14 protein-coding genes are annotated in these 17,531 nt (G+C 49.0%); 6 read left to right on the forward strand and 8 right to left on the reverse strand.

From position 1 onward, the window contains the following. Nucleotides 1-260: 260 nt before the first annotated feature. On the reverse strand, nucleotides 261-1,244 hold the full coding sequence (locus LS482_RS08390) for a glycoside hydrolase family 26 protein (RefSeq protein WP_233031330.1): 984 nt from the start codon (nucleotides 1,242-1,244) through the stop codon (nucleotides 261-263). Between the two features lie 8 nt (nucleotides 1,245-1,252). Continuing rightward, nucleotides 1,253-3,733 (reverse strand): glycoside hydrolase family 9 protein, encoded by a 2,481-nt coding sequence (locus LS482_RS08395; protein ID WP_233031331.1) that lies wholly within the window; start codon nucleotides 3,731-3,733, stop codon nucleotides 1,253-1,255. A gap of 140 nt (nucleotides 3,734-3,873) precedes the next feature. On the opposite strand from LS482_RS08395, the gene LS482_RS08400 reads away from it, so the two are divergent. Continuing rightward, nucleotides 3,874-5,202 carry an AGE family epimerase/isomerase gene (locus LS482_RS08400; protein ID WP_233031332.1) on the forward strand — a complete coding sequence of 443 codons (1,329 nt, stop codon included), beginning with the start codon at nucleotides 3,874-3,876 and terminating at the stop codon, nucleotides 5,200-5,202. A gap of 298 nt (nucleotides 5,203-5,500) precedes the next feature. Continuing rightward, nucleotides 5,501-6,607, forward strand: a complete 1,107-nt coding sequence (locus LS482_RS08405; protein ID WP_233031333.1) for an SGNH/GDSL hydrolase family protein — start codon at nucleotides 5,501-5,503, stop codon at nucleotides 6,605-6,607. Between the two features lie 230 nt (nucleotides 6,608-6,837). Here the strand turns inward: LS482_RS08405 and LS482_RS08410 are convergent, their stop codons facing one another. After that, on the reverse strand, nucleotides 6,838-7,722 hold the full coding sequence (locus LS482_RS08410; protein WP_437441014.1) for an AraC family transcriptional regulator: 885 nt from the start codon (nucleotides 7,720-7,722) through the stop codon (nucleotides 6,838-6,840). 441 nt (nucleotides 7,723-8,163) lie between these two features. Between LS482_RS08410 and LS482_RS08415 the strand changes: the two genes are divergently transcribed. The 4 genes from LS482_RS08415 (at nucleotide 8,164) to LS482_RS08430 (ending at nucleotide 14,529) form a co-directional block, all read left to right on the forward strand. Continuing rightward, nucleotides 8,164-9,753: a sulfatase family protein gene (locus LS482_RS08415; protein ID WP_233031334.1), complete on the forward strand. Its 1,590-nt coding sequence runs from the start codon at nucleotides 8,164-8,166 to the stop codon at nucleotides 9,751-9,753. Nucleotides 9,754-9,784: 31 nt separating this feature from the next. Beyond that, a complete protein-coding gene (gnd, locus tag LS482_RS08420; protein WP_233031335.1) occupies nucleotides 9,785-11,686 on the forward strand; it encodes an NADP-dependent phosphogluconate dehydrogenase in 1,902 nt (633 codons plus the stop codon). Then, nucleotides 11,683-13,026, forward strand: coding sequence for a GntP family permease (locus LS482_RS08425; protein ID WP_233031336.1), 1,344 nt, complete (start codon nucleotides 11,683-11,685; stop codon nucleotides 13,024-13,026). The genes gnd and LS482_RS08425 overlap by 4 nt, the downstream gene beginning before the upstream one ends. Nucleotides 13,027-13,482: 456 nt before the next feature. Continuing rightward, nucleotides 13,483-14,529 carry a hypothetical protein gene (locus tag LS482_RS08430; protein ID WP_233031337.1) on the forward strand — a complete coding sequence of 349 codons (1,047 nt, stop codon included), beginning with the start codon at nucleotides 13,483-13,485 and terminating at the stop codon, nucleotides 14,527-14,529. A gap of 68 nt (nucleotides 14,530-14,597) precedes the next feature. On the opposite strand, the gene LS482_RS08435 is transcribed toward LS482_RS08430, so the two are convergent. The 5 genes from LS482_RS08435 to LS482_RS08455 form a co-directional block, all read right to left on the reverse strand. Then, entirely contained in the window at nucleotides 14,598-15,254 is a 657-nt protein-coding gene (locus LS482_RS08435; RefSeq protein ID WP_233031338.1) for a DinB family protein, read from the reverse strand. A 314-nt stretch (nucleotides 15,255-15,568) separates the two neighbouring features. Continuing rightward, nucleotides 15,569-15,832 (reverse strand): CPCC family cysteine-rich protein, encoded by a 264-nt coding sequence (locus LS482_RS08440; protein WP_233031339.1) that lies wholly within the window; start codon nucleotides 15,830-15,832, stop codon nucleotides 15,569-15,571. Next, complete coding sequence (locus LS482_RS08445) at nucleotides 15,822-16,052, reverse strand: hypothetical protein (RefSeq protein WP_233031340.1); 231 nt, start codon at nucleotides 16,050-16,052, stop codon at nucleotides 15,822-15,824. The genes LS482_RS08440 and LS482_RS08445 overlap by 11 nt, the downstream gene beginning before the upstream one ends. 66 nt (nucleotides 16,053-16,118) lie before the next feature. Beyond that, nucleotides 16,119-16,664 (reverse strand): hypothetical protein, encoded by a 546-nt coding sequence (locus tag LS482_RS08450; RefSeq protein WP_233031341.1) that lies wholly within the window; start codon nucleotides 16,662-16,664, stop codon nucleotides 16,119-16,121. 368 nt (nucleotides 16,665-17,032) lie between these two features. Beyond that, complete coding sequence (locus LS482_RS08455; protein WP_367890598.1) at nucleotides 17,033-17,437, reverse strand: transposase; 405 nt, start codon at nucleotides 17,435-17,437, stop codon at nucleotides 17,033-17,035. Between the last annotated feature and the right edge of the window lie 94 nt (nucleotides 17,438-17,531).

Consider the following 17,531-nt stretch of genomic DNA (forward strand, 5'->3'; position numbering starts at 1 on the left):
ACATCGCAGAGAAGCGTCTCCCGATAACCATCGGGAGCGAGGAATCCTTCGGTAAACTCAAGAACCACCGACCTAAGGGAGGTAAAGCCTGCCCTGAGCGGAGCCGAAGGGTGGCAATCTCATTGAGGCAAACAGCATATCCCAATGGTATGCTCATAACCCGCCAGGAGACCGCCACGCTACGCTCGCGGTGACGATCACCTTAACGTCATTGCTAATTTATGCGGTCGCCAAAATGTTAACTCTCGCAGTGACGCTATTTAATATGTTACTTCTTCGCGGGTAATGCTTTGCGGAAGATCGTAAATGCTTTTTACCCGTTCTTCCGTATTGGCGGTGTGCAGCCAGTCGGACCATACCATAAACCACGACCATTCCGGCTGTTTTTCCAGGATCTCCGGTTTGGGTAACTGCCCTACTTCGCCTAAAGCTATCGGTTTTCCGGCGGCGAGTTCCAGCAGGCTTTCATAGTCCTTCTGTTCATAATCGTAGTGATATACATCGGTGGCAAGAATATCCACATAATCGGGTCCGGGATAAAAGTCCCGGTAAGCAAAGGCTTCGTCGTAAGGAATATCCCTCGGCCCGTTGGCATTCCAGACCCAGATCAGGTTGTTCAGTTTATGATGATCGGTCAATCGCCGGTAAAGCATTTTCCAGAGTTTAACAAAACCGTCTTCCCCGGGCCTGTTGCCCCACCAGAACCACACGCCGTTCATTTCGTGATAGGGCCGCCACAACACGGGAATATGCCGTTCCTGTAATTTTTTAAGGGTCTTTGCAATAGTATCTACCTGTGCCTGCCAGCGTCGGTGCACTTCGGAACCGGGCGTGAACAGTTGTTGCCAGTCGTTTTCGCTCACGGGTTCCTGTACGCTCTCCGACCAACTGTAAGGCACATTGTCTACGGGCCGTCCCACATGCCACATCAGGGTGACGATCGCTCCCTTTTCATGCATTTTCACGGCTTCCCTTACCACACGTTCTCCGGGATTTCCCCTGTTATTCCAATAGAGGTCCGTACCCCATACCGCGGGATATTTACCGGTGATCTTTTGTGCGTCGTCATAAAACTCAGCCGGGTTTTCGTTATAGCTGTGTTGCCCCGTCAGGATCTTATCGCCGAGGGAATATATATAGTTCAACAGGTGTCGCGCTTCTTTGGTAGCCTTTTTGTTCACCGGTTGCTGTGCACAGACCGGGAATGCGATAAAAAGGATCAGGATAACAATGCGGTTCTTCATGATAAGATCTATTTTTCGGTATTGAGCAAATGATCGGCGGCGATCACGAGGAAAAGGTAATCGGTAGTCCCGCCGCCCAGTACGTACTCGGTCTGCTGCCAGAGGTAGGGCCATTCCAGCAGTTCGGGAAAATCGGGCCGGATAAGGGCCGTACCGGAACCTATGCCCCCGGGGATATAGGAGGCATCCCCGCGGTTGATCCCATAGGCCTGGGTGAGCGAGCGGGAGCCCACGCCGGAGGCAAAGGAAGAAGTGTTCACACCGGGATGTGCCCCCAGTACAAAGTTCAGCGCATTGAGCATGTATGTTTCCGGAAATATATCCGGAAAACCGGTATGGAAAAAATACTGTTTCATCCCGAAATTCTGAATGCCCCACCCGGCACCCCAGATATCGGGCTCGTAGGGCATGCCATAAGGTGTTTTCTGTCCCAGTTGTCTGACCTCCTTGTAATAGTCCGCTACGGCATCGTTTATTGCTTTTTTAAACTTTTGATCTTTGATCTCCGGGAGGACCATCCCTACAAGCCATCCCGTATCGGCGATATCCCCGCTTATCGCATCCCGGTTTGCGGTAAGGAAACGGGCGTATTTTTCTTTCCCGGTGGTTTTCAGCAATTCCACGGCAAGTTCCACTTTTTGTAAGGGGTTATCGGGAGTGGTGATCTCCCATATTTTTTCGGCAATTTCAATACAATCACCGGCAAGTTTATCATTATACCCGGGCATAACCCTTGCCGCCGTAGCCAGCGCAGCCGCGGTACTCAATTCGCGGGACGGATTGTTTTCGGTAAAGACCCAGCGGTCGTCCGGGGCTCCGGGCTGCCCGACCGGAACGGTTTTATCTTTCCCGGTAAAAGGTACATTGTCACTGTGGTTCAACGGATCGCCCAGTAAAACATATTGCCTTTTTTCGGGAACGATGATCCCCCGGTAAAAGCGCCCCAGCGATTTATACCCTCCGACAACGGACAACAGGCCGTGTTCTATTTGCTGCAGCATATCGGCCTTCCCGTCCGGTTGCAGCATTTCCACTGTTTTTGTCCGCTGGTCTATCGAGGTGTTGTCATAATCCGTTCCGAAAAGTTCGTAAATCCGCGAGAGCCCCTGTACCGTAGCGGCCTGCGATTCCACCCGGAGGTCGTAATCGCCCGCGTCGTGCCATCCGCCGGCATTCAGCCCGGGAACGGGTTCGCCCGGCTTAAAGGAAGTCAGGGTCTCCGGACCCTGGATATAGCCGTCAAAATGATTGTGGTTTACGGGAGCCATACGGGCATCGTCCAGGTGACAACGGCCGTGCCATACCTTGTAACGGTCGTTGATCCGCATATGGCACATTTGCACCGGGAGAAAATATTCCAATGTGGGTTGCCACACCTCCCTTTGATAAACTTCCCTGCTGATCTTGAAAGGCCGGGTCGTATACGCCCCGTATTTTACCATATACATGCCGGGAGTAGTGACCTCCGTAAAATCAAAACGACGGTAACGGAAACGCAAAAACCTTCCCCAGTCCTCCGGTTCATCTGACAGGACTTCCGTTACACCGCCATCCGGTTCAATACGCAAAAGGCTTGCTTTTCCGCGTGCCCGGTCGTGTTTGTCCTTTTCTATAACCGCCACCTTGGCCTGTGCCGGGTGGTAGCCTACCTGCGACACCTGTACCACGGGATCATAGGTATAGTTTTCCACGGCATGAGGGGTTACGAGCCATTCTATGGCATTTTTTGTTGCCCCGGCAGGTACCAGGGAGCGCACCACAAACCAGCCGTTGCTGTGCCTGGCCCTGCCGTCCAGCAATAACAGTTTATTGTCCTTCAGGTTGGTAATCGTAAGCCTTTGTTCCGGTACTTCGGGACATACTGTCAGGCTACGGCCTTCCGCGAGGGGTTTCATCCTGTACTCCCCCTCTTTGTTATAGTATCCCGGGCCGTTGGCCTGCCGGTTAAAAATCCCGAAATTATCGTCCATATAATACGATTTTCCGAAAAGAATACCCGGGAAAAGCTCTATGTTCATCCCCACTTTGCCTACCCATTCTTCCGGTAAGGGCTTATCGAGGTCCACAATGATCCTAAAGGATTTTCCCTGTGGTTTTACCTTCAGGGTATATGACATTTCGAGGTCGGGATAACTAATGGGGTTAAAACCCTTGCGGTCCTTGGCGGGATCGGGATATTGCATGCGAACACTTATAACGGAGTCTTTACGATTGATCTGTCGTTTCCCTACTTTGGGTACGGGCTGCCATTGCCCGGGAACGGGTTCCAGTCGCAGGTCGCCGTTGGTAGCTACCCGTATATCGTTCTGAATGATCCCCACGCCCCCCTGGTGGCTTTCCGGGTAAAAATCGTGGGCCAGCATTACGTTGGCACCTCTTCTTTCCAGGTACTCAAGGTCATTGATACGGAAAACGGTGTCTGTTGCCTGGCCGTAGACCCCGGTACCGAATGTAATTATGGCAATAAGAATACTACTGTAAAACTTCATGGGTACAATAATTTAGTGTAAAACTAAAACAAACCGTTCCGGCTATATCAATACTATTTTAACAAAATAAGATAGTATTTTTTCAGCATTGCGCATAATCGGAACGGGGTTTTTATATTTATCTCACAAAACTGACCATAATGACAAAGAAAATCATATTCCTGGCGCTGGTAATGTCCTTTGCCGACCTCCCTGCCCAGCGTTTTGACGACGGCCTGATCCGCGAATTCCGCAAAGCGGCAAAAGAAGACCTGCTGGACAAATGGTACCCGCTTGCCGCGGACAATGACGACGGGGGCTTTTACAGCGAGATCACCTATGATTTTAAAATAGGGGACCATCAGGACAAAATGATCGTTACCCAGTCCCGCCACATCTGGACCAATGCCCGGGCCTTTCTCCTGTACGGGGAAGACAAATACCTCGGGTATGCCGAACACGGCTTTCGCTTCCTGCGGGACAAAATGTGGGATAAGGGCAACGGCGGTTTCCACAACCTGGTGACCAAAACCGGAAAACCGATCCCTAAACCGGGTGAAGCCAAAACGGCTTATGGAAATGCTTTCGCCATCTATGCCCTGGCTGCCTATTACAAAGCTTCCCGTAACGAAGAAGCTCTCGAACTGGCCAAAAAGACGTTCCGGTGGCTGGAAAAACACAGTCACGACCCCGAATACAAAGGGTATTTCCAGCATATGGAAGCCAATGGCGACCGCATAGCACGAACGGCCGATACGCCCTCTGCCGCAGATACGGGTTACAAAGACCAGAACAGTACCATCCACCTGCTGGAAGCCTTTACCGAACTCTACACGGTATGGCCCGACGAACTGCTGCGGCAACGGCTCGAAGAATTATTATTGCTGGTACGGGATACCATTGTCAATGACGACAACTACATGAACCTGTTCTTCGAAAGGGACTGGACCCCGGTCTCCTTCAGAGACAGATCAAAAGAAACCATCGAAAAACATTATTACCTCGACCACGTATCGTTCGGTCACGACGTGGAAACCGCTTACCTGATGCTGGAAGCCTCCGACGCCCTGGGCCGTAAAGACCGGGAAAAAACACTGCATACAGGCAAAAACATGGTAGACCACGCCCTGGATAACGGCTGGGACAGTAAATCGGGCGGATTTTATGACGGGGGATATTACTTTAAAGGAACGAATGGTATAACCATTGTAAACCCGGATAAAAACTGGTGGTCACAGGCCGAAGGGCTCAATACGCTCCTCATTATGGACCGGCATTTCCCGGGGGATAAACGATCGTACGGGGAATACTTCCTTAAACTCTGGAAATACACCGGAACCTATATCACGGACTCCCGTAAGGGCGGATGGTATGAATGGGGACAGGACACGCGCCCCGAAACCCGCAAGGATCCGAAAGGGCACATCTGGAAGTCGACCTATCACAATTTCCGGGCACTGGCCAATTGTATCCGTATGCTTGAGGAATAATGAATGACGAATCCTTCGGCTATGCTCAGGAACCTCACCAAATATCGAATCACGAAGTTTTATCACCCGGTTTTGCATACTTCGGCATTCATAACCTATTGCATCCGTATACCGGAAGAAAAATAATTATTTTTACGGTGACAGATTACAATGAAAAATCCGGGAATAACGAATCCTTCGGCTATGCTCAGGAACCTCACCGAATATCGAATGATGAAATTTTAATAGCCATGTTTTACACACTTCGACATTCTGCGGTTCGGCATCCGGGATTCATCATTCATAACTTTAAGAAAACATGAAAAATTTTATCCCTGTATTTATTATAGCCCTGGCACTCGCCTCCTGTACGGAAAAGCCCGGCCTTGCGGTATATTCGCCGACAAACGAGGCATACTTCAGTAATTCGGGCAGACAGGAGGCCAAAGACAGCAGCCTGGTGCTTATCAGTGCCGCTTCGAGGATCGCCTTCCGGCCTTCAGCCGATACGCTTACCGTATTCTGCCGGAACGACCGGGAAGAACAGCACAGCTACCTGAGCCTGGCCATCAACAAAAAATACCGGGGACGTTTCAGGATTAACAGTGATACACTCAATCATATTGCCCTTTCCCTTTCGGAAAACGATACCCTGGTCGAATTGTACAAGGCTACCGAAGCGAGTACGGGCAACCTGCTCATCGAAGGTATAGCCACCCGGTCATTGCGCCCCGCACCGGAAAAACCGGACATAAGGATAGAGTTTATCGGGAATTCCATTACCTCCGGTTTCGGGAACGATACGGAAGAAATTCCCTGCGGGGAAGGAACGTGGTACGACCAGCACAACGCCTTTTATTCGTATGCCACCCTGGCGGCCAACCAACTGGATTGTGATTTTCTCCTGTCGTCCGTTTCCGGCTACGGTATGTACCGCAACTGGAACAGTGACGGCCCTACCCTTCCGGAAGTCTACGACAAGCTGTACCTGGACACCAATAACCCCAAATCCTTTACGCCGGAAATGTTCCGTCCGGACCTGGTGAGCATCTGCCTGGGCACCAACGATCTTTCTGACGGTGACGGTACTGCGGAACGAGCGGAATTCGACCCGGACCGGTTTACCGAAACCTATATCCGTTTCGTTACCCGTCTCGCGGCCACGCGCCCCGGAGCCAAGATCGCCCTGCTGGACAGCCCCATGGTCACCGGTGAAAAGTCCGTTATATTACAGGACTGCCTCAAACGCGTACAGCAGCATTTCGCAAAAAAAGGCCGAAAAATATACGTATTCAACTTTACACCTTTGGAAATCGGCGGATGCCTGGGCCATCCTTCCATTGCAAACGACCGGAACATGGCCTCGCAACTGTTACCGTTTTACCGCAATATCCTTAAAGACGTAAATAACGTGAATAATGGATAAGAAAAAAGGTTCCCCTACTTCGGCTTGTCGAAGTAGGGGTGTCCTGCTGTGCGGGACGGGAAGTTTGACCAGCCCAAGCCCCGGGAATTGCACCCAAACACTTATGTTTATACCATGGTTTGAAAAATCAACGTACTACAGGACTCCAAAACTCCCCAACTCCAGAACTCCCCGACTCACAAACCAAAAAAACATTCGTGTATCCGTGGCCCCCGTAAAAAAAGCACCGCTTATAAAACCCTTTTAATCCCGGAAAATTCTTCCCGGTACCGGGTGGGCGTACATTTTTTCAGTTTTTTGAACACCCGGTTAAAGTTGGCAATGTTGTTAAACCCGCAGGTATAGGCAATTTCCGCAATGCTGAGGTCTTTTTCTATAAGCCAGCGGGTGGCATAGCCTATCCGCGTTTCGTTAACATAGTCTATGAAGGTCTTTCCTGTCCTTTTTTTAATAAACCTGTTGAACGATACCGGGCTCATGTTCACCAGTTCCGCCATTTCGTTAAGGCCTATCTTCCGGCGGTAATTGTTATGCACATAATCGTAAACCTTTTTTATCTTGTCGCTGTTCTCGAAATTCTGAAAATCCGACGTGGCCGAAGACAACAGCTTCTGGTTCCTCGATATGGCCAGGTCGTGCAGTATGGAAATGAGCTCCAGGAAATAATCGATATTGTCTATCCGGGACAACTTCTTTATCCTCGGTGCGATCTCAAGTGTGACTTTTTCGGAAAACAGGATACCGTGTGCCGACCGTGCAAACATATCCCTTATGGGTTTCATAATACGCCGCTGCAACAGACTTTCGCTGAAAAGATTTTCGCTAAACTGTACAGTAACCTCCCTGATGTCCTTATTCCTGCAGTTGTGAAGCTCCCATCCGTGAATAAGGTTAGCCCCTACCATCACCAGTTCCAAATCGCCTATCTCCTCCATATGATCCCCTACGATCCTGCGCACCCCCTTTCCGTTGGAAATAAAATTGAATTCCAGTTCGGGATGAAAATGTACCGGGAAATCAAATTCATCCTTGACCCGGTCAAATACCAGGAAACTGTCTTCCGGCGACAGGGGGGTGATCTCCCTGTGAATGTCTTTGTAAAGAGGTTGCATCATACTTTTACTTCAGCTTCTGTAATATATCATATAAAAAATGACAAGATCATATCATTTTAAGAGTATATCTTACACTTACAAATCCAAATATAGGAAATCCACGGAGATAAACAGTTTTTCATCCTTGTAATAACACAACCATGGAAAAGTTATCTCCACATTTATAGGATTTTACCGATCGCCAGGCCAGTTTTAAATCAATACCCCATACTCAATAGCCAAAACATCACAAACCCCCTGAAATCTGTTTTATTATTAAAATTCAAGTGTACGGAATACTTATCCGCATAATAATAAGATCATATCGTACATATTAAAAACAAAGGAAAGAACACAACAAATACGATACGGACAAAGACCGAATCATCAACTGCCGCAAAATGTCCGCCTCGCCGAATTTCTTTATATTTACTACCCGTTACACAAGAATACCTGCTTCTCATGCCAGTAAAAACAAAACTTAAAAACGCGCTCCTGCTGCTCCCTGTCCTGGCCGGATCATTATGTATCTCCTGCAAGACCACCGGAAAACCATCCGGCGAAAAAGATAAAAAGCCAAACATCCTGTTTATCCTTTCGGACGACCATACCTCGCAGGCCTGGGGCATCTACGGCGGCCTGCTAAAAAACCATGTGAAAAACAATCACATCAAAGAACTCGCAGAAGAAGGTGCCGTACTGGACAATGCCTTTTGCACCAATTCCATCTGTTCTCCGAGCCGTGCAAGCATCCTTACGGGCCAGTACAGTCATATCAACCAGGTGTATACATTGAGGGAACCCTTGCCCGAAGGTCACCCCAATATTGCAAAGGCGCTTTCTGCCGGCGGTTATCAAACCGCCATTATCGGCAAATGGCACCTGGACAAACAGCCGGAAGGTTTTGACTATTTTAACGTGCTTCCCGGGCAGGGCAGGTACCGGAACCCCATATTTAAAACCAGGGAGACCTGGACCGACGGCGCAGACGGTTCCGAAGGAAAGGTACACAAGGGGTTTTCTACCGATGTTATTGCCGATCTGACCATAAAACACCTTCAAAAAAGGGATACGGCAAAACCCTTCTTTATGCTGTGCAGTTTTAAAGCTACCCACGAACCTTTTGACTATCCGGAACGATACAACACATTATACGAAGATGTTGAAATTCCCGAGCCTGCTTCACTGCTCGATTTCGGAAAGGGGAAAGGGGGACGTACCTTTAAAGGCCAGAAACTGGAAAACCTGGCTGCCCGATGGGAAGAAGCCACCAGGGACCCGGAAAATTTCTGGACCGATTATCCCGGACTGCCCTATCCCCTGGACGGACTGGACAGCGTACAGCGGAGGAAGAAAATATATCAGAAGCTGGTCAAGGACTTTATGCGAAGCGGTGCCGCCATAGACGACAACATCGGGAAAATACTGGATTACCTGGAAGCCGAAGGTATTGCAGACAACACCATTGTGATCTACACTGCCGACCAAGGGTATTTCCTTGGCGAACACGGTTTTTTTGACAAACGCCTCATCTACGAAGAATCCCTGCGGATGCCTTTTGTGATACGGTACCCCAAAGAAATTAGGGGCGGGACACGTATAGACGACATGATCCTGAACATTGACTTTGCCGCCCTGCTGGCCGATTATGCCGGAATGGAAAAGCCCGGCTTTATCCAGGGCCGAAGCTTCAGGGAAAACCTCAAAGGCAACACCCCGGAAGACTGGAGAGATGCCATGTATTACCGGTACTGGCTGCATCACCCCGACAGGCCGGCCCATTTCGGTATCAGGAATGAGCGGTATAAATTGGCCTTCTTCTACGGACAAGGCCTGGACAAATACGGATCTTCGAAAAAAAACACGGTACCGCAATGGGAATTTTACGACCTGGAAAAAGACCCCCGGGAACTGCATAACGTTATTGACAACCCGCAATATGCCCCCGTTATAGAAAAAATGAAAAACGAACTGAAAAAACTCCGGGATAAATACGGAGATCATGATGTGGATGATCCCGCAATGCAACCGGTACTCAAAGAACTCAGGTAAGCCCCGCTGAAGTATGACTGAAAAATCGCTTTTGAAAAAAACGTACGCCATTTTTATCATGGGCGTCTCCGGGTCGGGAAAGACCACGGTGGGTAAACTCCTGGCTGAAAAGATGCAAATCCCTTTCTTTGACGGTGACGATTACCATCCCGAAACCAACCGCCGGAAAATGGCTTCGGGCCGCCCGCTGAACGACGATGACCGCAGGGGATGGCTGGAAACCCTCAATAAACTGGCCCGTGAACAACTGCATTCGGCATCGTGTGTCATTGCCTGTTCCGCCCTGAAAATATCCTACCGCGACCTTCTTCAAAAAGACATCGCCGCGCATACGAAATTTGTGTTTTTAAAAGGGTCCTACGAACAGGTCATGGCACGAATGCTCGCCAGGGATGCCCATTTTATGCCTGCTTCCCTCCTTACCTCCCAGTTCGATACGCTCGAATATCCCACGGAGGCCCTGGTGGCAGATATCGCCAAAGAACCGGAACAGATCGTATCGGAAATTATGGAAACACTTACGCATAAAACGGAATTCGGACTCATAGGCCTCGGGGTTATGGGCAAAAGCCTGTGCCGCAATCTCGCCGGGCACGGTTTCCGGATCTCCATGTACAACCGCCATGTTCCCGGAAAGGAAGAACATGTGGCCTCAGGTTTCAAAAGCGGATTCCCCGAATTGGAAGATGCCCTTCCGTTTGACAAGCTGAAAGCCTTTGTCAATTCGCTCCAGGTTCCCCGGAAAATCATGTTGATGGTCCCTGCCGGCAAGCCCACTGACCATATCCTCGAAGAACTCCTCCCCCTGCTTTCGGAGAACGATGTAATTATAGACGGGGGAAATTCGCACTACACGGATACGGGAAGACGCGGGGAACTGCTTTCCCGTCACGGGATTTCCTTTGTAGGCTGCGGGGTTTCCGGCGGAGAAGAAGGCGCCCTGAACGGTCCTTCCCTGATGCCCGGCGGGGAAAAGGCGGCCTACCGTATTGTCCGCCCTTTCCTCGAGGCCATCGCAGCAAAGGACGGCAACGGGCAACCCTGCTGTACCTACATCGGCCCGGAAGGCAGCGGACATTTTGTAAAAATGGTCCACAACGGGATTGAATATGCCGAAATGCAACTCCTCGCCGAAGTGTACTTTAGCTTTAAGCACACGGGGAAAACCCCGGACCGGATAGCCGGTATCCTCGAATCCTGGAAAACAGCGGAAAACAGCTTCCTGCTGGAGATCACCGCGGACATCCTGCGAACCCGGGAAGGCGATCACTGGCTGATCGACCGCATACTCGACCAGGCGGGCAACAAGGGTACGGGCAACTGGACCACCATAGCTTCCGCACAACTCGGAATCCCGGCCACCATGATCGCTTCGTCGCTTTTTGCCCGTTATATCTCGGCTTTTAAAGCAGATCGCAAAGCGATGGAACGGGTTTACGGACAAGCATCCACCCCCCCGGAGACCGACGAAAAAACGGTATTTGAGGCCTATCGGGCCGCACGGCTTATCAACCACTACCAGGGATTCAGATTGATAAAGGAGGCTTCCGATACCTTCGGGTGGGACCTCAATCTCAGCGCACTGGCCCGTACCTGGACCAACGGCTGTATCATACGTTCCGCACTGATGGAACGGCTACCGGGTATTTTAAAATCGGGAGATAACATTCTGTTGCACCCGGAGATCGCCCCCTCCATCAAAACATGGCGATCTTCACTGGCCGGCTTTGTAGCTGCCTGCGTAAAAAGCGGGATTCCCGTACCGGTGTTCAGCGAAGCCGTAAATTTTTTCCACGGTTTTTCATCGGCACACCTGCCTGCCAGCCTCATACAGGCGCAGCGCGACTACTTCGGGGCCCATACCTACCGCCGCAATGACGACGGGGGCGAAAAAATTCACCATACCCACTGGAAAAAAACAAAAGGATCATGATCGAATATCGTTTACTGGCCGCCATTGCCCTCGGCATCTTTGTATTACTCTTCCTGATCCTGAAGGTAAAACTCCACGCTTTCCTGTCCCTGCTTATTGCAGCCATTACCGTCGGGATCGCCGCAGGCCTCGATGCCGCCGCTATTATGCAGACCGTACAGAACGGTATGGGCGGTACGCTGGGTTTTGTAGCTACGGTAGTCGGACTGGGGACCATGTTCGGGGCCATCCTCGAACATTCCGGGGGCGCCCGAAGGATCGCCGGGTTCCTCATGAAAAAATTCGGCGTGAAAAACGCCCCTGTAGCCATGGTGTTATCGGGTTTTACCGTAGCCATCCCCGTCTTTTTCGACGTGGCCTTTATTTTACTTATCCCCCTCATATATGCCCTGCAGAAACGCACGGGAAAATCCCTGTTGCTGTTTGCCATACCGCTGCTTTCCGGGCTGGCCGTGACCCATGCCTTTATCCCGCCTACCCCCGGGCCTATTGCCGTGGCCGATATTATCGGGGCCGACCTGGGATGGGTTATCGGTATCGGTTTTGTGGTGGGGGTCCCCACGGCCATTATCAGCGGGCTGCTCTTCGGAAAGTACATCGGCAAACGCATTTTTGTTCCCGCTCCCCTCCTGCCGGAAACGGAAGCGCCGGAAGACGACGGGTTCCCCCGTATAAGCACCGTTTTTGCGATTATCGCCGTTCCCATATTCCTTATCCTGATGAACACTTCTGTAAAGGGCGGGCTTATCCCGGTTGGGGAGAACTGGATCAGGCAGGCCGTGAACATTGCGGGACATCCTTTTACGGCGCTCATTATTGCCAACCTGCTGGCGTGGTATTTTCTCGGCATAGGCAAAGGGTTTACCCGGAAACAATTGCTCGATATTTCGGCGAGATCGATGGCCCCGGCGGGAAGCATTATCCTTATCACCGGGGCAGGCGGCGCTTTTAAACAGGTACTTATCGATACGGGATCGGGAGATATGATCGCACAATCCCTAGCCGGGATCGGTTTCCCGGTATTGCTGTTTGCCTTCCTGATCAGTGCTGCCGTACGTATCATACAGGGCTCGTCGACCGTAGCCATGATTACCGCTGCCGGACTGGTAGCCCCGCTCATAGAAGGTGCCTCGCTTTCGGGCTTTGAGCTGGCCTGTATTGTCATTGCCATCGCGTCGGGCGGTTCCATCATGTCGCATGTCAATGACAGCGGATTCTGGATGGTCAACCAGTTCCTCGGCCTTACGGAAAAGCAGACGTTCCGGTCGTGGACGGTAATGACCACCATTCTCGCCCTCTCGGGGTTCATATTCGTATCGGCCGTTTATTATCTTTTTTGACAACGGAGGCAGTATCTGCAACTTAAAAATCATTATCCCATGGTAAAATCGCCTGTTTTCATTATTTTTATAGTTCAGATGTGAGATGTGAGATGTGAGATGTGAGATGTGAGATGTGAGATGTGAGATGTGAGATGTGAGATGTGAGATGTGAGATGTGAGATGTGAGATGTGAGACTTAGGACGTAAGACCAGGCGATATCTCAGAGCATCCCGATCCAAACACCGGGTCATAAATCTCAAGTCGTGCGTCAAATTTTACAAATTTTGAGCGGGCCCGTAGAATTTAATCCTGTTTTGGGGGGCCTGGGTCATACATCCTGTAATCTTAAGTCTAATATCTCATGTCTAAAAATATTTTTGTCATATCGCTAACAACGTACCTGTTACGGAAGATTTATGACGGGAGCTTTTTTCCTGTTGTTCACAGATGTACCTAACCCAAATCGCATCGCCATGAAACTGTTTGAATTCAATGAAAACGAAGTCCTTACCCCGGAACTCATCGTTGACGACCTGAAAAAGATCGAAGGCATCATCGACAACCCGGACCTGGCCGCCTTGGCCCTCCCGGAAAACAGGGGGGCCGTGTCTTATACCGCAGACGGGAAACCGGTAAACAAAAGCGAACTCCGCGACCAGTTTATCGTTTTTCAACTGTCGGACAAACAGGACGGACCGGCGATCCTGGAATCCTCCGAAGTCACCTCTTCCATCGAGGGCTCAGAAGCAGAACCGGATGTGCTGGTCAACCTGGAAATGCAATCGTTCCATATCGGGAAGGATGTGGATGTCGATAAAAATACCAGGGCGACCATGCGGATCAACATCGGGAAGGACGAAAATTCTACCGACAAGTATTTCGATACCGCTTTCTGGAGCATTGCCGCCGGACTGGACCTCTATAACGAAGCCAAACAAAAACCGGCCGACCCGAAAGACCTGAAAGCCGATTTTAAGCAGGCTTTCGGCAACCGTCCCATAGAAATCCCGGGCGGACTGGCCAAAATGACCTTCGAGGTGGTTAAACACCGCGAACCGAGATGGTGGCAGCGTATCTTTAAGTTCCTGCAATCGGATACGGGAAAAACCCTGACCTCTACCATCGGTTTCCCCGCCATTACCCACAACGCCATTAACCTGCTGGATGAACTGTTGAACCGGCTGGACAAATCAGATCCCGAAGTTTTGTTTAAAAGCCGGCCGTTACGCCTCGCTTTATCCGAAAAGGCCAAACTGGACTATACCGGAGGCAGTGCACGTATTAAAATAGGCTCCCTGTCCCCCGGATTTTGTGTCCTGGCCCGCGGCAAGGATTTCAGGACCTTTGTCGACGCCGATGCCTTTTACTATCCCACCTACGGAAAACTGGTGCCCTCCGGAGTGACCAATGCCGACCTGGTAAGCGGTAATTATGACGATCCTTTTAAAAACGTAACCTATGCCATTTTCCGGATCGGGATGAAACAGCACAAACTGGACCCTACGTTTAATTACGGGTGATTTTTTGGTTCCGGAACCAACATTTTCGGGTTGGAACGAGTGTGACACTCGCACCAGCCGTACTTTTTTTATTTTTCTGAAGACGGCAACCTGCTTCGCAGCCATTTGACCTGGCCGTTGTGGTTGGACTCGTGTTCGCATACGTGGAACCATTTGCAGTAATTATTGGTAGGGCCCCACGGCCAGTCCTTATCCGCTTTCATGAGCCAGTCGTCATCCCTTTTGGCAAATTCGGCCAGGGAGTGTTCGCGCACTTCCTTTAGGGCGTCCAGGTAAAAGTCCAGCTCATGACCTTTTATGTTTTTTCTGGCCTCGTCTCCCAGTCCGGAAGCTATGCTCCATTTTTCCACATCTTCCTCCGGCCAGTCGCCCCATTTTCTTCCTTCAAAGGTATGCAACTGGTAGAACCTCTCGGTAGCGGCCAGGTGCATTAGCATGGCACCGATGCTGTTGGAGTTTTCATCGTGAATATAGTCCAGGTCTTCCACGCTCAGTCCCTTTACGGGATAGAGAATGGTATTGCGCATCCAGTTGAGCATGGATACGAGCGTACCTATTTGCGGGGAAAAGCCTGCTTTGGGTCCGATGATGTTAAGGTCATTTTCCGAGGTCGCGGGAGATACGGGATATCCCGGGGCTGCCCCGGCCAGGGTAAACATGCTTCCTGCTCCTACGGTGAAGAGGGAGGATTGTTTGATGAAATTTCTGCGGTTCAGGGTTTTCATTTTATTGCTTGTTTGAGTTTTATGTTTGTCGGATGTTCTGCTCGTATGGCCTTGCTTTTTGGATAAAAGTTACAAAAAATATGGTTTAAGCTTCGAAACATTGTTTTGGAGGCCCCTCAGAGACCTGTGCTGAGCACTTGCCGAAGTAGGGGCTTTTCATATTTTTTATCTGTCATTAGCGTGAACGGACTGCGAAGTCAGAGACATTCGCAGAACTGAAGCATACTTCGTAAAGCTGGAGCAAGGGCCTCCATTATACATTTCGCAGAGCAGGGTACTAACCCAATACTTTTGGCATGACAGAATTACAACTTTCATAATTCATCTTCTTTAGGTGGCCTGACTTGTTCTTTAAATCGAGAATCAATGGCACCAAATTTTTTAAAATTTTGACGGGCTTGATTAAGGCTCATTTCATTCGCACCACCTTCATATTCCGGATCATAGAATTGAACTCCATCATCTTCCCAAAAACAGACGGGACAAATTTGAAAGGTGTTATCCGGTTTATCATCCAAAGTATAATGTTCACAACATCGACATTGATACTTACCATGTTTATTTTGTTTAGTTTCCATAAAGCTGAACCTGTTTTAGGTAATAATCAAGCCCTTGTTTAGGACGGAAAAAAGTTTCAATATGTCCGTTAGGATGTGTGGTGAGAAACTCTCCAGTTCGAGAATTAAATCTGAATGTCCATCCTTGTTTAGATGTAAATCCTCTAATGTGTCCACCAACAGGGCTGTCTGCTAAATTAATTGCTCGTTTATAAAATGCTTGTCTAGAGATTGAACCCATCCGATTTACTTTTATAAATAGTCCCAAAAGCTCTATGTCTTTTAATTATGGAGGCTCCCTTCTGAGTCAATTTCCATAAGCCTGTTGTTTATAGTCTTCATAGCAATTCTTTATCACGTTCAACAAATAATGTCCAGGCGCTCCTTTCGATTTTAACCAATCTATTTTTGATTTATCAAGGGTGAATATTTTTTCAGATAGTTTCCCGGCCAGAGGATCACCTTTTGAAAACCTCCATGACCATTCATAGAGGAGATTTTTGGACTCTAAATTATAAGCTCTCTTCGTCATTTCACCAGCAAGCTCTAGCTTGTCTTCACCAAAGTACCAGTCTGCCAACTCTATGAAATACCCAATAAAGAAGAGATATTCAGCATCATTTGAGAACTTAGAATATGATTCCTCAAAATACTTCTTCAAAAATGAGGCCATTGTATCATGTTTATCTTCGGGATAATCCTCTTCGAGTAAAATATTAAGTAGAAGGTAAATCCCCCGGATATAGGCTTCTTTATCTGAAGGATTGTTCTCTATAACTTGCTGCATTAGATCAATTGCAGCAAGCCAATCCTTATCATTTTCTAATGTTTCCAAATATTTCTTCCAATCCATAAAAGCCTATTTAATGAACATTGTACCTATTTTAGGAATACCTTGATGTACGCTACCCCACAGCTCTGCGAAGTTTGCAACTTCGCAGCCTAAAACACCCTCGGTTCAATTAAAAAAACCTCAAACGCCTCTCTGAGACATATCCCGATTTTTCACATATCCCGTTTCATCTATTGCCGCAAAGATTTTGTAAATGATGAAGGCTTAAGCACATCAACAACCGGGTTCGCGGCCAGGGTGATCCCCTCCAAAACTCCCCTGCCATGGATATAATGACCAGCACTTGAATATATATAATCCCCGGCACGCTCTACAATCCCGGCTCTTACAGGATTTAAATGAATATAGTCTAACTTGGACCACAGGAATTATTCACTGTAAACCTCTTCAGGGTGATTACCATACTTCCAGAATTGATATGTTTTGTTCCTCGAATGCCTGCCGGCTGCCCTGGCAAACCGTTCCAGCATCCACTCTCTCCTGCTTTCCGGCCCGGTTTGTATTTTTTTCAGAATAGTTTTGGCTGTAAATTTCTTAAAGTCCCGGAGCAAACCCGGTAAATCCCCGGTTTCTGATTGTACGAGCATATGTAGATGGTTACTCATAATGACATATCCGAACAGTACCATGCCTTTATTTGCCATGCAAAACCGTAAGCTGTCCAGAATACAATCCTTATAAGCCTTTCTTGTAAAAACATCTATCCAGTCTACCACGGTCAGGGTGACAAAATGTGGTTTAGAGGCGTCTCGTATACTATATCCTTCCCGCATAATTCTGTTTTTCTGGATAAAAGTTACAAAAAATGTGGTTGAACGCTTCGAAACATTGTTTTAGAGGTCCCTCGGAGAGAGGCTTTACATATTT

This window comes from Sinomicrobium kalidii, assembly GCF_021183825.1.
Classification (GTDB): Bacteria; Bacteroidota; Bacteroidia; order Flavobacteriales; family Flavobacteriaceae; genus Sinomicrobium; species Sinomicrobium kalidii.

Coding starts and splice junctions, on each gene's coding strand:
- LS482_RS08390 (WP_233031330.1), bottom strand. CDS start 1,244: ATGAAGAACCGCATTGTTATCCTGATCCTTTTTATCGCATTCCCGGTC.
- LS482_RS08395 (WP_233031331.1), bottom strand. CDS start 3,733: ATGAAGTTTTACAGTAGTATTCTTATTGCCATAATTACATTCGGTACC.
- LS482_RS08400 (WP_233031332.1), top strand. CDS start 3,874: ATGACAAAGAAAATCATATTCCTGGCGCTGGTAATGTCCTTTGCCGAC.
- LS482_RS08405 (WP_233031333.1), top strand. CDS start 5,501: ATGAAAAATTTTATCCCTGTATTTATTATAGCCCTGGCACTCGCCTCC.
- LS482_RS08410 (WP_437441014.1), bottom strand. CDS start 7,722: ATGATGCAACCTCTTTACAAAGACATTCACAGGGAGATCACCCCCCTG.
- LS482_RS08415 (WP_233031334.1), top strand. CDS start 8,164: ATGCCAGTAAAAACAAAACTTAAAAACGCGCTCCTGCTGCTCCCTGTC.
- LS482_RS08425 (WP_233031336.1), top strand. CDS start 11,683: ATGATCGAATATCGTTTACTGGCCGCCATTGCCCTCGGCATCTTTGTA.
- LS482_RS08430 (WP_233031337.1), top strand. CDS start 13,483: ATGAAACTGTTTGAATTCAATGAAAACGAAGTCCTTACCCCGGAACTC.
- LS482_RS08435 (WP_233031338.1), bottom strand. CDS start 15,254: ATGAAAACCCTGAACCGCAGAAATTTCATCAAACAATCCTCCCTCTTC.
- LS482_RS08440 (WP_233031339.1), bottom strand. CDS start 15,832: ATGGAAACTAAACAAAATAAACATGGTAAGTATCAATGTCGATGTTGT.
- LS482_RS08445 (WP_233031340.1), bottom strand. CDS start 16,052: ATGGGTTCAATCTCTAGACAAGCATTTTATAAACGAGCAATTAATTTA.
- LS482_RS08450 (WP_233031341.1), bottom strand. CDS start 16,664: ATGGATTGGAAGAAATATTTGGAAACATTAGAAAATGATAAGGATTGG.
- LS482_RS08455 (WP_367890598.1), bottom strand. CDS start 17,437: ATGCGGGAAGGATATAGTATACGAGACGCCTCTAAACCACATTTTGTC.